The organism is Rhodococcus sp. IEGM 1330 (assembly GCF_033142445.1).
Lineage (GTDB): Bacteria > Actinomycetota > Actinomycetes > Mycobacteriales > Mycobacteriaceae > Rhodococcoides.
The window spans coordinates 193,256-206,359 of the sequence record NZ_JAWLSB010000004.1 but is presented as its reverse complement, the minus strand read 5'-3'; the positions used below and the strand labels follow the sequence as shown (position 1 = coordinate 206,359).

Here is a 13,104-nt window from a genome sequence, read left to right as displayed (position 1 = left end):
ACAGATTGCAGAGCGCACGAAAAAACCCGCTGCATCCTCGTCGGATGCGGCGGGCTCGATCGAGCTCAGTGATGTATCAGAGCTTGTTGACTGCGAGAGCCAGTGCCGACTTCTTGTTGGCTGCCTGGTTCTTGTGGATGACGCCCTTGCTGGCTGCCTTGTCGAGCTTGCGGCCTGCATCGAGAAGAATCTCGGAAGCCTTGTCCTTGTCGCCCGCAGCCTGTGCCTCGCGGAACGAGCGGATGACGGTGCGAAGGGAGGACTTCACCGACTGGTTGCGCAGGCGTGCACGCTCGTTGGTGAGAATCCGCTTCTTCTGGGACTTGATATTGGCCACGCGTAAAATCCTTGTCGTCTTCGTCGGTATTCCGGTCAGGGCGATCCATGCTGGAATGCCCGAAGTCTGCTGCTGAGCGTTGGAGCCCTGCGCCGAAGATCGAGAATACCAGTACTGCTGGGCAGAACCCAATTCGGTGTCTCACCCGAACACCGTTTCAAGAAATTAACGCTTCCACCGCGCCTAACTCCTGTCTCTGTAGCAACATGGCCAGAATGAGTCCGCGATCGGCAACGCCTGCCACCACCAAGGCCAAAGCGACCAAAACCAAGTCAGCGGATCGTGTCGAACCCGAAGCCGACGGAGTGTTCGGAGGGTATTCCGACGTCGGAAAGTACAGTCTCGCCTTCGACGAGATGTTCGACGCGGACGGGCGCACCCGAACTCCGTACAAGGGGATCCACACCGCACTCGCCCCGGCGAACGCGGTGGACCTGGACGCGAGATCCGACGCCCTGGGACGAGCCTTCATCGACCAGGGCATCACGTTCTCCCTGTCCGGTCAGGAGCGCCCCTTCCCTCTCGACCAGGTTCCCCGCGTCATCGCAGCAGGGGAATGGTCACGACTCGAGCGCGGCATCAAACAGCGTGTCAAAGCCCTCGAGATGTTCCTCGCCGACATCTACGGCGATCAGGAAATCTTGCGCGACGGCGTGGTACCCAAGCGGCTGGTGACCTCCTGCGAGCATTTCCACCGCGAAGCGGTCGGCATCACGCCGCCCAACGGTGTGCGCATCCACGTCGCCGGCATCGACCTCGTCCGTGACGCCCAAGGCACCTTCCGAGTGCTCGAGGACAACCTGCGGTCGCCGTCGGGCGTGTCCTACGTGATGGAGAACCGGCGCACCATGGCCCGGGTGTTCCCCGACCTGTTCGCCAGCCACCGCGTCCGCGCCGTCGGCGATTACGCCTCGCACCTGCTGCGAGCACTGCGCGCATCGGCCGCCCTCAACGAGGCCGACCCCACCGTGGTGGTTCTCACTCCTGGCGTCGCCAACTCGGCGTACTTCGAGCACTCGCTGCTCGCTCGGCTGATGGGCGTCGAGCTCGTCGAAGGACGCGACCTGTTCTGCCGAGACAACATCGTCTACATGCGCACCACCGAGGGCGAGCGTCAGGTCGACGTCATCTACCGACGTATCGACGACGACTATCTCGACCCCATGCAGTTCCGTCCCGACTCGGTGCTGGGAGTGGCAGGTCTGGTCAACGCCGCCCGCGCAGGCAACGTCGTCATCTCGAGTGCCGTCGGAAACGGCGTCGGCGACGACAAGCTCGTCTACACCTACGTTCCGACGATCATCGATTACTACATGGGCGAGAAGCCCCTGTTGGCCAACGTCGACACGTTCCGGTGCTGGCTCGACGACGAGTGCGAGGAAGTCCTCGACCGCATCGACGAACTGGTCATCAAGCCGGTGGAAGGCTCGGGCGGCTACGGCATCGTTTTCGGACCCGACGCCTCGCCGAAGGAACTCGCCACCATCAGCAAGAAGGTCCGCGCAGATCCGCGTGGCTGGATCGCCCAACCCGTCGTGCAGCTCTCGACGGTGCCGACCAAGATCGGCGATCGATTGGTACCCCGCCACGTCGACTTGCGGCCGTTCGCTGTCAACGACGGTGACGACGTCTGGGTGCTGCCCGGCGGCCTGACCCGGGTCGCGTTGCCGGAGGGATCCCTGGTGGTCAACTCGAGCCAGGGCGGTGGCAGCAAGGACACCTGGGTGTTGGCCACCCGAACCTCTCAGGAGGAGCAAGAACTTGCGGGCGAGGAGATCGTCAGCGTTCCGCCGGAGTCACCGATGGCCGAACAAGGCCCGGAGCTGACGATGGACCAGCAGATGAATCAGCAGCAGCAGCAGCAGCAGCAACAACAACAGCAGGCAACGAACTCGGACTCGAACGGCGGTGGACAGTAAATGCTCGCGCGCAACGCAGAGTCGCTCTACTGGATCGGACGGTACGTCGAGAGAGCGGACGACACGGCCCGCATTCTCGACGTCACCGTCCACCAGCTTCTCGAAGACGCCACGGTCGATCCCGATCACACTTCGCGAGTGTTGTTGCGAGTGCTCGGGTTCAAGCACGAGCCCGACGTCTCGCTCGACGTGTGGTCGCTCACCGAGGTCGTCGCCTTCAGCCGAGACGGATTGGGTTCGATCGTGGACTCACTGTCGAGCGCCCGTGAGAACGCCCGTGGTGCGCGCGAAGTCACGTCCAGTGAGATGTGGGAGTGCTTGAACACCACGTACAACGGGCTGAACGAGCGCATCAGGGCGTCCAAGCGCACCGGCCCGGCCGAGTTCTTCAGCTACATCGAGGAGCGCGCCGCGATGTTCGCCGGTCTCGCGGACTCCACCCTCAGCCACGACGACGGCTATCGCTTCCTCCTGCTCGGTCGCTCGGTCGAGCGCATCGACATGATCGTTCGGTTGTTGCTCTCGCGAGCCGGTGACCGGCCGTCGTCGCCGGCTTGGGTCACTGTGCTTCGCTCCGCCGGTGCCCACGACACCTACCTGCGCACCTATCGCGGCGCGCTCGACGCCCAGCGAGTTCTCGAATTCATGTTGTTGGACAGGCTCTTTCCGCGATCGGTGTTCTACGCACTCAACGAGGCGGAACGTTCGCTCGATCAGCTCGACCATCAGCCCAACAGTCGAGTCGGTGCGCGCGCCGAAGCGCAGCGCCTACTGGGTCGCGCTCGTAGCGAACTCGAATTCCTCCGTCCCGGTGAAATTCTCGACGACCTGCAGGAGCGCCTGCTCTCTCTGCAGGAAACTTGCCGTGAACTCGGTGATGCGATCTCCAAGCAGTATTTCCACGCTGCTCCGTGGGTTGCGTGGACGGACGCCGGCTCCGGAACATTCGAAGATCAATTGGAAGGTGAACTGTGAGCTGGCGTATGCGTGTCGTGCACACCACGGGCTATCAGTACGACGCACCGGTGACGTCGTCGTACAACGAGGCTCGGTTGACGCCGCGAAGTGACAATCGGCAGAACGTGATTCTGAACCGAGTCGAGACCAACCCGGTGACGCGTTCCTATCGCTACACCGACTACTGGGGCACCGCGGTGACGGCGTTCGACCTGCACGCACCGCACACCGAGCTCGAGGTCACCGGATCATCGGTGGTCGAGACCGATCCCTTCGTCTACCCGGACGAGAACGCCTCCTGGGAGGAACTCGCGAGCGAGCCGGTCATCGACCGCTTCAACGAGGTCCTCGACAACACCGAGTACGTGCCGAAGAACAGGCAACTCGCGTCGGTGGCGAAGAAGCTGTCGAAGGGCCTACCGCCGCAGGAATCGGTGGTGGAGATCTCCAACTGGGTCAACCAGGAGATGTCCTACGTGCCGGGAACCACAGGCGTGCACACCTCGGCCGTGGAAGCCTGGTCGGAGAAGAAGGGCGTCTGTCAGGACTACGCCCACCTGACGCTGCTGATGCTGCGCAGCGTCGGCATCCCCAGCCGGTACGTCTCGGGCTACCTGCACCCGAAGAAGCAGGCTGCGATCGGTGCGACGGTGGAGGGCCAGAGCCACGCGTGGATCGAGGCCTGGACCGGTGCGTGGTGGGGCTACGACCCGACCAACGCCATCGCCGTCAACGAGCAGCACGTCTCGGTCGGACTCGGCCGCGACTACGCCGACGTGCCACCGCTCAAGGGCATCTTCTCCGGCGGCGGTTCGACGGCTCTCGACGTGGTCGTGGAAATCACCCGATTGGCTTGAGCCTGGTGCGCGTTGTGCGCCCTTCCACGGGGCGCACAACGCGCGCACATCAGTTCCAGCCGAAGTCGCGGCGCAATCTGTTTGCTACGGAATCGAATTGGGGCTTGCTCAAAATCGCGCCCTCGCGGCGGATGCCGTCCTCGGGCACGTCGAGAACTCGATCCAGGCGAATCCAGCTCGGTCGGCCCTCGGCGTCCCATGAACCGGACCCGATCGACTGCCAGTCACGGTCTCCGTCGCGGCTGCTCTGGCTCGACAACATCAGGCCGAGCAGATCGTTGCCCTCGCGTCCGATGACCAGAACCGGCCGGTCCTTGCCCTGGCTGGCATCTTCCTCGTAGGTGACCCAGGTCCAGACGATTTCGCCGGGGTCGGCCTTGCCGTCCAGGTCGGGGGAGTACTCGATGGTGCGGGCTCGTTGCGCCGTAGGCCTGGTCTGCGATGCCACGGGTCGGCCCGGACGAGGAGTCGGGGCGGACGTGCGCGTGGCAGTCCCGCTGATCGCGTCCTTGCCCTTCTGCAGGGCACCGGATTTCTGCAATTGACGCAGTAGCCGAGGGCCCTCGCGCATCGCGATCTTGCCCAGTTCCTTGCCGAATCTGCTCCAGTTGCCAGCCATGCGGCGAGTGTAGCGATGCAGACGCTGCTGCTCATCGCCCGAACCGCGGCGACGTCAACACCCGAGTCGGACAGCCGGGGACGGCGCACCGTTCTCGGCGTGGGACGATAGGGAAACCCGTTCGCTCATTTCGAACACGCCAGCCGAAGGATACGAGTGCCCAGCTTCGCCGACACGACGTTCACCGATCCGTCCAGGATCAGGAACTTCTGCATCATCGCCCACATCGACCACGGCAAGTCGACGCTGGCCGACCGGATGTTGCAGCTCACGGGCGTCGTCGACGATCGGTCGATGCGCGCTCAGTACCTGGACCGGATGGATATCGAGCGCGAGCGCGGCATCACCATCAAGGCGCAGAACGTCCGGCTCCCGTGGGTCGTCGACGGCGACGAATTCGTCCTGCACCTCATAGACACGCCCGGCCACGTCGACTTCACCTACGAGGTGTCGCGTGCACTCGAGGCCTGCGAAGGTGCGGTGCTGCTCGTCGACGCCGCACAGGGCATCGAGGCGCAGACACTCGCGAACCTGTACCTCGCTCTCGACAAAGAGCTCACCATCATCCCGGTCCTCAACAAGATCGACCTGCCCGCTGCCGACCCGGACCGCTACGCCGCCGAGATCGCCCACATCATCGGGTGCGAGGCCGACGACGTTCTGCGCGTGTCCGGCAAGACGGGTGTGGGCGTCGAGGAATTGCTCAACGAGGTCGTCAAGTTGGTTCCGGCCCCGGTCGGCAATCCGGACGGGCCTGCCCGCGCGATGATCTTCGACTCGGTGTACGACACCTACCGCGGCGTAGTCACCTACGTCCGCGTCGTCGACGGTGCACTGAATCCGCGCGAGAAGGTCACGATGATGTCGACCGGCTCGACGCACGAGCTGCTCGAGGTCGGCATCGTCTCACCCGATCCGAAGGCGACCAAGGGCCTCGGCGTCGGCGAAGTGGGATACCTCATCACCGGTGTGAAGGACGTCCGCCAGTCCAAGGTCGGCGATACCGTCACCACCTTCCGCAAGGGCGCAACCGAGCCGCTGACCGGCTACCGCGAACCCCGTCCGATGGTGTACTCGGGCCTCTACCCGCTCGACGGTTCGGATTACCCCGACCTGCGTGACGCCCTGGAGAAGCTGCAGCTCAACGATGCTGCACTGACGTACGAGCCGGAAACGTCGGTGGCGCTCGGCTTCGGCTTCCGCTGCGGCTTCCTCGGGCTGCTGCACATGGAGATCACCCGCGAGCGGCTCGAGCGAGAGTTCAACCTGGACCTGATCTCGACCTCGCCGAACGTCGTCTACCGCGTCGAGATGGAAGACGGTGCCGAGCACATCGTCACCAACCCGTCGTACTGGCCCGACGGCAAAGCGCGCGAAGTGTTCGAGCCGATGGTCAAATGCACCATCATCTCGCCCAGCGAGTTCATCGGTTCGATCATGGAACTGTGCCAGGGACGACGCGGAGAACTCGGCGGCATGGACTACCTGTCGGAAACCCGAGTGGAGCTGCGCTACACCATTCCGATGGCCGAGATCATCTTCGACTTCTTCGACATCCTGAAGTCCCGTACCCGCGGATACGCCAGCCTCGACTACGAGGAGATCGGCGAGCAGGCCGGTGCGCTGGTCAAGGTCGACATCCTGCTGCAGGGGGAGGCCGTCGACGCGTTCTCGGCGATCGTGCACAAGGACGCTGCCGCGGCCTACGGCAACAAGATGACGACCAAGCTCAAGGAACTCATTCCGCGGCAGCAGTTCGAGGTGCCGATCCAGGCCGCCATCGGATCGCGCATCATCGCCCGCGAGAACATCCGCGCGATCCGCAAGGACGTTCTGGCCAAGTGCTACGGCGGCGACATCAGCCGTAAGCGCAAGCTGCTCGAGAAGCAGAAAGAGGGCAAGAAGCGGATGAAGACGATCGGTCGCGTCGAGGTGCCACAGGAAGCCTTCGTCGCCGCGTTGTCCTCGGAATCCTCCTCGGACAAGCCGAAGAAGTAGTACGGAACTTCACCGACGCTCTGCCGCTCCAACCTCGTCCAGCCCCGCACCGGTGTTTCGGTGCGGGGCTGGAGTTTTTGTTGGGGCTCAGGCGATGTGGGGGCCTGCTCGGGCGTGGGATGGCCTGGGTTGTCGATAGGGGTTGACGGTTGCCGGTGGGATGAACCAGGGGTGGCCATCGGTGCCGATGAACACTTCCCAGTCCGAGTGGTGCATGAGGCGGTGGTGGAATCCGCAGAGCAGGACGAGGTTGTTCATGTCGGTGGGGCCGCCGTCGCCCCAGTGCCAGATGTGGTGTCCTTCGGTCCAGGCGGCGGGTTTTCCGCAGCCGGGGAATGCGCATGCGTGATCGCGGGCGGTGAGGGCTTTGCGTTGTTTGGCGGTGACGGTGCGGGCGGTGCGAGCGAGGTTCAACGGGTTGCCGTTCTCGTCCATGACGATGGCAGTGAGGACACAGTCGCAGGCCAACTGGCGGGAGGTGTTGCGGGAGAGCGGTCCCATCCAGGGGAGCCATCCGACGGTGGTGCCGTCGCCGAGCAGGTCCCTGTATGCGCCGCGATCCGTGGAGGGGTGGTTGTCATCATCGGATTCGTCTGCAGTGCGAGTGTTCTCGTCGTCGGTGATGTCGTCGGCGTCGGCACTGTCGCGGAGGTCGGTGAGATCGCGGAGGCTGATGTGCAGGTTCAGGTGGGGTCGTTCACCGCCTTCGGTGGGGCGGTTACTGGAGGCGAGGTATTGGTCGAGGATGTGTCCGAAGGCGTCGGCTCGGCGCCTGGCGGGGCTGCGGTCGTCTTGGGTGCCGTCGGCGGCGGGGCGGGGTTCGGTCAGGGGTGAGAGTGCGGTGAGGAGTTTTTCTCCGGTGATCGCATCGAAGTCTCCTTTGAGTACCAACCGGCCGTTCAAGGTCTTGGAGGCGAAGAATTCGTTGCGGTCGGTGTCCTCTGGAGGTGGTTTGTTGCCGCCGAATCTGTCGTTGAGTTTGGTGATCGCTTCGCGGATGCGGCCGGTGCGTGCTTGGGGTCCGGTCGCGGCGGTGATCATGGCTTTACGGGCGATGTCCTGCCCGGCTTGCGGCAGGTTCTTCGGGGGTGTTTCGGCGAAAGTGAGGATCAGGGCTGCGTGGTCGATGGTCATCACGCCGGTGTTGACGGCGTCGGCGATGTCGGGGAAGTTCTTCATGCCGCGGCCGAGGGTGACGATCTTGTTCGCCCTGCTGGGAGAGAGCAGGGTGGTGGAGGTCAGCCAGCCGGCGGGACCGGGGAAGCCCAGCTTCTCCCGGGAGACGCGGGTGTCGATCTCGCCGACGAGGGCGATCCGCCGGGCTTCCAACAGCTGGATTTTGTGGGAGACCGCAGCAGCGTCGGCGAGGAGTTCATTCTCGCTCAGTTGCCAGATCGCTGCGGTCATGGGACCAAGTGTATCGAACGTGCGTTCGATTGGCAACGTTAGTGCAATCGAAAACTATTGCCCTGCTTAACTATTCGCGAAAAAGAACTCGTCGGTGGCGTGTGGTAGCGGCCGCAGGTCGGGTACGACGGACGAGGCCGCGGCGGGCGAGTACATTTCGAACCTGTGACGACGCCGATTCTGAAGCAGTTGCGTGTTCCCGTTGTCGGTGCGCCGATGGCAGGCGGCCCGAGTACTCCCGAACTCGCCCGCGCGGTGTCGGAGGCGGGTGGGCTCGGCATGATCGCCGGTGCGCTGTTGACGCCCGAAGCCTTTGCGGCGCAGATCGACTCGGTGCGCGGTCTGCTGTTCGGCGTCAATCTCTTCCTGCCGGAGGAGCCATCGGGTGCGGATGTGGAGTCCTATGCCGAGCACCTGGCGTCCTGGTTCGAGCGTTTCGACGCAGAGCCGGGAGAGCTGGTGCGACGTGACGACTTCTACGCCGAGAAGTTCGCCTGGCTGCTCGCGCACCCGGTACCGCTGGTGTCGAGTACGTTCGCGACGTTCGACGCAGACGAGGTTGCCCAGTTGCACGCCGTGGGAACCGAGGTGTGGGCCACCGTCGCCACCGCGTCGGACGCATCGGTGGCCACCGCAAACGGTGTGGACGCGCTCGTGGTGCAGGGACCCGAAGCGGGCGGTCATCGAGGCACCTTCGACGGCTCGGCCCCCGACGAGCCGCTGACCGAACTGCTGATCGCAGTGCGCGAGATATCGGATCTACCGCGAATCGCCGCGGGCGGCCTGATGGATGGCAACGACATTGCGCCACTGCTGGATTCGGGCGCCGCGCACGCCGCGCAGCTCGGTACGGCGTTTCTGAACACACCCGAGGCCGGCACCAAGCCGGTGCACCGAGAGCAACTGACGGTCGCTCCTGACACTGCGGTGACCAAGGCGTTCTCCGGCCGCCCTGCGCGAGGGCTGGTGAACGAGTTCATGCGTGAGAACTCCGAAGCGGCACCGCTGGCGTATCCCGATCTGCACTACCTGACCGCGCCGATGCGGGCGAAGGCCGCGGCGGCAGGCGATCCGTCGGGACTGTCGATGTGGGCCGGTACCGGCTATCGCCGCGTGCAGGCGAAGCCCGCGGCCGAGCTGATCACCGAATGGGCGAGGCAGCTCGGCCGCTGAACCTTTCCGTTCAGGGGTTGGCGTGCGCCGGCTGGAAGTGCCCCGACACCTGAGCTTCCTCGGCGCGGATGACGTGAACCACCGCGTTGATGAGTGCGAGGTGGGTGAAAGCCTGCGGGAAGTTGCCGAGGTGACGGCCGGTGCGGTGGTCGATTTCCTCGGCGTAGAGCTTGAGTGGGCTCGCGTACCCCAACAGACGCTCGCAGAGGTGCTTGGCGCGAGGGAGCTCGCCGATCTCGACCAGCGCCGATACGAGCCAGAAGGAGCAGATCGTGAACGTCCCTTCCTCGCCCGCCAGACCGTCGTCGGTGGTGTCGGTTCGGTAGCGCAGGACCAGGCCGTCCTCGGTCAGCTCGTCGGCGATGGCGAGCACCGTCGCACGGATGCGTTCGTCCTCGGCAGGCAGGAATCGAAGCAGCGGTGCTAGCAGCAGTGACGCATCCAGCGACGGGTCACCGTAGCGCTGAGTGAGGACACCCCGAGAATCGGTGCCGTTCTCGAGAATGTCCGCCTTGATCTCGTCGGCGATCTCGTTCCACTTGGCCGAATACTCCTTCTCGCCATGGATGTCGGCTAGCTTGGCGCCGCGGTCGAGCGCAACCCAGCACATGAGCTTCGAGGAGGTGAAGTGCTGCGGTTCACCGCGCACCTCCCAGATGCCGCGATCGGGCTTGCGCCAGTTGGCGATCGCCTCCTCCACCTGTCGTTTGAGCAGGGGCCACAGGAATTCGGGGACATGCTCGCGCGACTTGACATGCAGATACACCGAGTCGAGCATCGTGCCCCAGATGTCGTGCTGCTCTTGGTCGTAGGCTCCGTTGCCGATACGCACCGGACGTGCGCCGTCGTATCCGGACAGGTGCGGCAGCTCGCTCTCGTCGAGCGTCTTTTCGCCGCCGATGCCGTACATGACCTGTAGCGGATTGACCTCGCCGTTCGCCGTAGTCGCCACATCGGACATGAACGCGAAGAAGTCGTTGGCCTCACGGTCGAGTCCGAGTGTGTAGAGGCCCCACAGTGCGAACGTCGAGTCACGTACCCACGTGTAGCGATAGTCCCAGTTGCGTTCTCCACCAGGAGTTTCCGGAAGTGAGGTGGTCGACGCCGCCAGCAGCGCACCGGTGGGGGAGTAGGTCAGACCCTTGAGTGTCAGAGCACTGCGCTGCAGGTAGCCCCGCCACGGGTGATCGGGGAACCGGCCGATCGTGATCCACTGCCGCCAGCATTCGGACGTGCGCCACATCTTGTCCGCGGCTTCCTCGAACGTTTGCGGCGCAGGCAGATCCGACCACGACAGAGCGACGAACACGTTGTCGCCCTCCGTCATTCGGGTGCGGGCGCGGGCTTCGCGTCCTTCGATGCCGATGCGGAGGTTGGTGGTCAGCTTCAACGTGGGCTGATCACCGCCCGCGCTAGCCTCGCAGGTGGCGGTGGTTTCCTCGTACACCTTGCCGGTGTACTCCCACTTCGCAGGCGCGCGGTGGTAGTCGAAGGCCGGCTCGCAGCTCATCTCGAGTTCGACTGTGCCGCTGACGCACTTGATGGTGCGCAGCAGGATGTGTTCGGCGTCCCAGTCGCTCGGTGCGCGCTTGTGGGTGCGAGAGCGTTGATCGGTGTTGTGCCACGGTCCCATGACGAGTGCGTCGCGGACCACGAGCCAACCGGTTTCGGTCTGCCACGTCGTTTCGACGATCAGGCCACCGGGCAGATACCGCCGTGCCGCGGGCACCGATTGACCGTACGGCCCGACACGGAAATGGCCCGCGCTGCGATCGAGAATCGCTCCGAAGATGCTGGGGGAGTCCGGACGAGGCACGCACATCCACTCGACCGATCCGTTTCGAGCGATCAGGCAGGTCGTCTCGCAGTCCGAGAGGAACGCGTAGTCGTCGATCGGCGGAAAGGCACTTCGATAGGACGTCAGGGTAGACACCGGTGCGTCGGTGCTGCCCAACGCTCCCTGAACCTCGACCCCGCCCAAGCCTGGATGCCCCGACCCCATGGGGGGCTCGTCGGCCACCGGGGGCACTGGCGAAACATCTTCGTATGCCGTCATGGCGTAATCATCGACCGATACCCGGCATGCGTCCACTGCTGGTCGTCGGTCGGCGTGGCGTGAGAGAGGAACGAGCTGGTTTAAGCTGCGAGGGTGGAATCGATCGCACGCTGGTGGGACGGCGTCGAACTGTGGGTGACGGGTTTGCCGTTCGTGCCACAGTCGGTAGTCGTGCTGCTGGTCATCGTGCCTACCGCGTTCCTGCTGGCACGCGTGTTCGATCGCGTGCTCGCGGTGGTTCTGCACCTGCTCGGGCGTGATGCACGGGCTGCTCGCGACGCGGAGCTGACGGGTGCGGCCACCACTACGACGAAGGATGGACAGTAATGCCACGGTCTCGGGTCACGCTGGCGCTCATCGCGCTCTTGGTGCTGGTTGTCATCGCATGGTTGCTCACGCGGTAGCGACCACGCAGCACCTGTCTGCCCAATTAGAGTCCGTCCAGATCCTCTGCTAGATTTCTGACCGTGTCTTCTGCCGCCGAGTACCGCGTCCGCCATCAGTTGGCGTTGATTGCTGTCGGCATGCTTGCAGTCGCCGATATCGACTGTTGTTGATTCTTTCCTTCGTCGAATCGGTTCCGTCGATCCGTTGCCCACGCGCCTACTTCTCGCGGTCGGGCGGTTCACGACGTACTTTCTGCCGCTCACGGTGATCTCGCGATGACACGCGGCCACGGTGCTCCGGTTCGACTTCGGGAATGTCGACTCTGCCCAGCTCGCACTCACTGCACACCATCATGAAAGGCCTTTTCTCGATGAGGCATAGCTCTCGCTACCTGCTGACCACGTTCGCGGCCGTGGGAACCCTTCTACTCACCGCATGCGGCGGTGGATCGAGTGACGTCGTCGGCGGTGAGCCGGACACCGCCAGCGGTCCCGCATTGACTCTCGTAGGTTACGCCGTGCCCAAGAACGGTTGGGACGCAATCGGTCCGGCGTTCGCAGCCACCGAAGACGGCGAGGGCACGGCGATCAATGCCGACTACGGCGCATCGGGCAATCAGTCTCGCAAGGTGGCCGACGGCGCACCCGCCGATATCGTCAACTTCTCGGTCGAACCCGACATCACCCGTCTGGTGCAGGCAGGCAAGGTCGACGAGGACTGGAATCAGAATGCTTACGGCGGAGTGCCGTTCGGCTCGGTGGTGACCATCGTCGTACGCGAGGGCAACCCCAAGAACATCCGTACCTGGGACGATTTGATCAAGCCCGACGTTCAGGTCATCAGCCCCAGCCCGCTCAGCTCGGGCTCGGCCAAGTGGAACCTGCTCGCCCCCTACGCGGCGAAGAGCAACGGCGGCCAGGACAAGCAGGCCGGTCTCGACTTCGTTCGCACACTCGTCGCCGATCACTTCCCGGTTCAGCCCGAATCCGGCCGCGCCGCAACCGAAGCCTTCCTGCAGGGCCAGGGCGATGCGTTGCTCAGCTACGAGAACGAAGCACTCCTGATCGAAGAACAGGGACAGAACGTGGAGCACGTCGACGTTCCCGTCACCTTCCGTATCGACAATCCCGTGGCTGTGATCAACGACAGCGCCAATCTCGATCGCGCCAATGCGCTGAACGATTTCATCTACACCGACGAGGGCCAGAAGATCTGGGCGGAAGCGGGCTTCCGACCGACGAACCCGGACATCGCGTCGGAGTACTCCGACAAGTTCTTCACCCCCGAAAAGCTTTACACCGTCGATGATCTCGGTGGCTGGACCCAGGTGGACGCCGATCTGTTCGGCGACAACGGTGCGATCACGACGATCTATCAGGAAAGTACTCGGTAGA

General features: G+C 64.1%; 12 protein-coding genes. 8 read left to right on the top strand and 4 right to left on the bottom strand.

Features of this window, described 5'->3' with window-relative positions:
• Positions 1–76: 76 nt before the first annotated feature.
• Complete coding sequence (rpsT, locus tag R4P57_RS11800) at positions 77–337, bottom strand: 30S ribosomal protein S20 (protein WP_027497522.1); 261 nt, start codon at positions 335–337, stop codon at positions 77–79.
• Positions 338–552: 215 nt separating this feature from the next.
• Here rpsT and R4P57_RS11795 point away from each other — a divergent pair, with 215 nt between their 5' ends.
• The 3 genes from R4P57_RS11795 to R4P57_RS11785 are packed head-to-tail and all read left to right on the top strand — an operon-like array spanning position 553 to position 4,070.
• On the top strand, positions 553–2,256 hold the full coding sequence (locus R4P57_RS11795; protein WP_411742349.1) for a circularly permuted type 2 ATP-grasp protein: 1,704 nt from the start codon (positions 553–555) through the stop codon (positions 2,254–2,256).
• Positions 2,257–3,231 (top strand): alpha-E domain-containing protein, encoded by a 975-nt coding sequence (locus tag R4P57_RS11790; RefSeq protein ID WP_032394562.1) that lies wholly within the window; start codon positions 2,257–2,259, stop codon positions 3,229–3,231.
• An 8-nt stretch (positions 3,232–3,239) separates the two neighbouring features.
• Positions 3,240–4,070, top strand: a complete 831-nt coding sequence (locus R4P57_RS11785) for a transglutaminase family protein (RefSeq protein ID WP_317803242.1) — start codon at positions 3,240–3,242, stop codon at positions 4,068–4,070.
• Positions 4,071–4,119: 49 nt separating this feature from the next.
• Here R4P57_RS11785 and R4P57_RS11780 read toward each other — a convergent pair whose 3' ends face one another.
• Positions 4,120–4,689: a type II toxin-antitoxin system PemK/MazF family toxin gene (locus R4P57_RS11780; RefSeq protein ID WP_317803036.1), complete on the bottom strand. Its 570-nt coding sequence runs from the start codon at positions 4,687–4,689 to the stop codon at positions 4,120–4,122.
• Between the two features lie 150 nt (positions 4,690–4,839).
• Here R4P57_RS11780 and lepA point away from each other — a divergent pair, with 150 nt between their 5' ends.
• Positions 4,840–6,687: a translation elongation factor 4 gene (gene lepA / locus R4P57_RS11775; protein ID WP_411742355.1), complete on the top strand. Its 1,848-nt coding sequence runs from the start codon at positions 4,840–4,842 to the stop codon at positions 6,685–6,687.
• A gap of 87 nt (positions 6,688–6,774) precedes the next feature.
• Here lepA and R4P57_RS11770 read toward each other — a convergent pair whose 3' ends face one another.
• Positions 6,775–8,094: an HNH endonuclease signature motif containing protein gene (locus tag R4P57_RS11770; protein WP_317803034.1), complete on the bottom strand. Its 1,320-nt coding sequence runs from the start codon at positions 8,092–8,094 to the stop codon at positions 6,775–6,777.
• A 165-nt stretch (positions 8,095–8,259) separates the two neighbouring features.
• Here R4P57_RS11770 and R4P57_RS11765 point away from each other — a divergent pair, with 165 nt between their 5' ends.
• Positions 8,260–9,267, top strand: a complete 1,008-nt coding sequence (locus R4P57_RS11765; protein ID WP_317803033.1) for a nitronate monooxygenase — start codon at positions 8,260–8,262, stop codon at positions 9,265–9,267.
• Positions 9,268–9,277: 10 nt separating this feature from the next.
• On the opposite strand, the gene R4P57_RS11760 is transcribed toward R4P57_RS11765, so the two are convergent.
• Positions 9,278–11,323 (bottom strand): glycoside hydrolase family 15 protein, encoded by a 2,046-nt coding sequence (locus tag R4P57_RS11760; protein WP_317803032.1) that lies wholly within the window; start codon positions 11,321–11,323, stop codon positions 9,278–9,280.
• Between the two features lie 93 nt (positions 11,324–11,416).
• On the opposite strand from R4P57_RS11760, the gene R4P57_RS11755 reads away from it, so the two are divergent.
• From R4P57_RS11755 to R4P57_RS11750, 3 genes are all read left to right on the top strand, one after another.
• A complete protein-coding gene (locus R4P57_RS11755; protein WP_094612791.1) occupies positions 11,417–11,650 on the top strand; it encodes a hypothetical protein in 234 nt (77 codons plus the stop codon).
• A gap of 140 nt (positions 11,651–11,790) precedes the next feature.
• Complete coding sequence (locus tag R4P57_RS26815; protein WP_310180897.1) at positions 11,791–11,880, top strand: Ms4533A family Cys-rich leader peptide; 90 nt, start codon at positions 11,791–11,793, stop codon at positions 11,878–11,880.
• 200 nt (positions 11,881–12,080) lie between these two features.
• Entirely contained in the window at positions 12,081–13,103 is a 1,023-nt protein-coding gene (locus R4P57_RS11750; RefSeq protein ID WP_317803031.1) for a sulfate ABC transporter substrate-binding protein, read from the top strand.
• The last annotated feature ends 1 nt before the right edge of the window (position 13,104 follow it).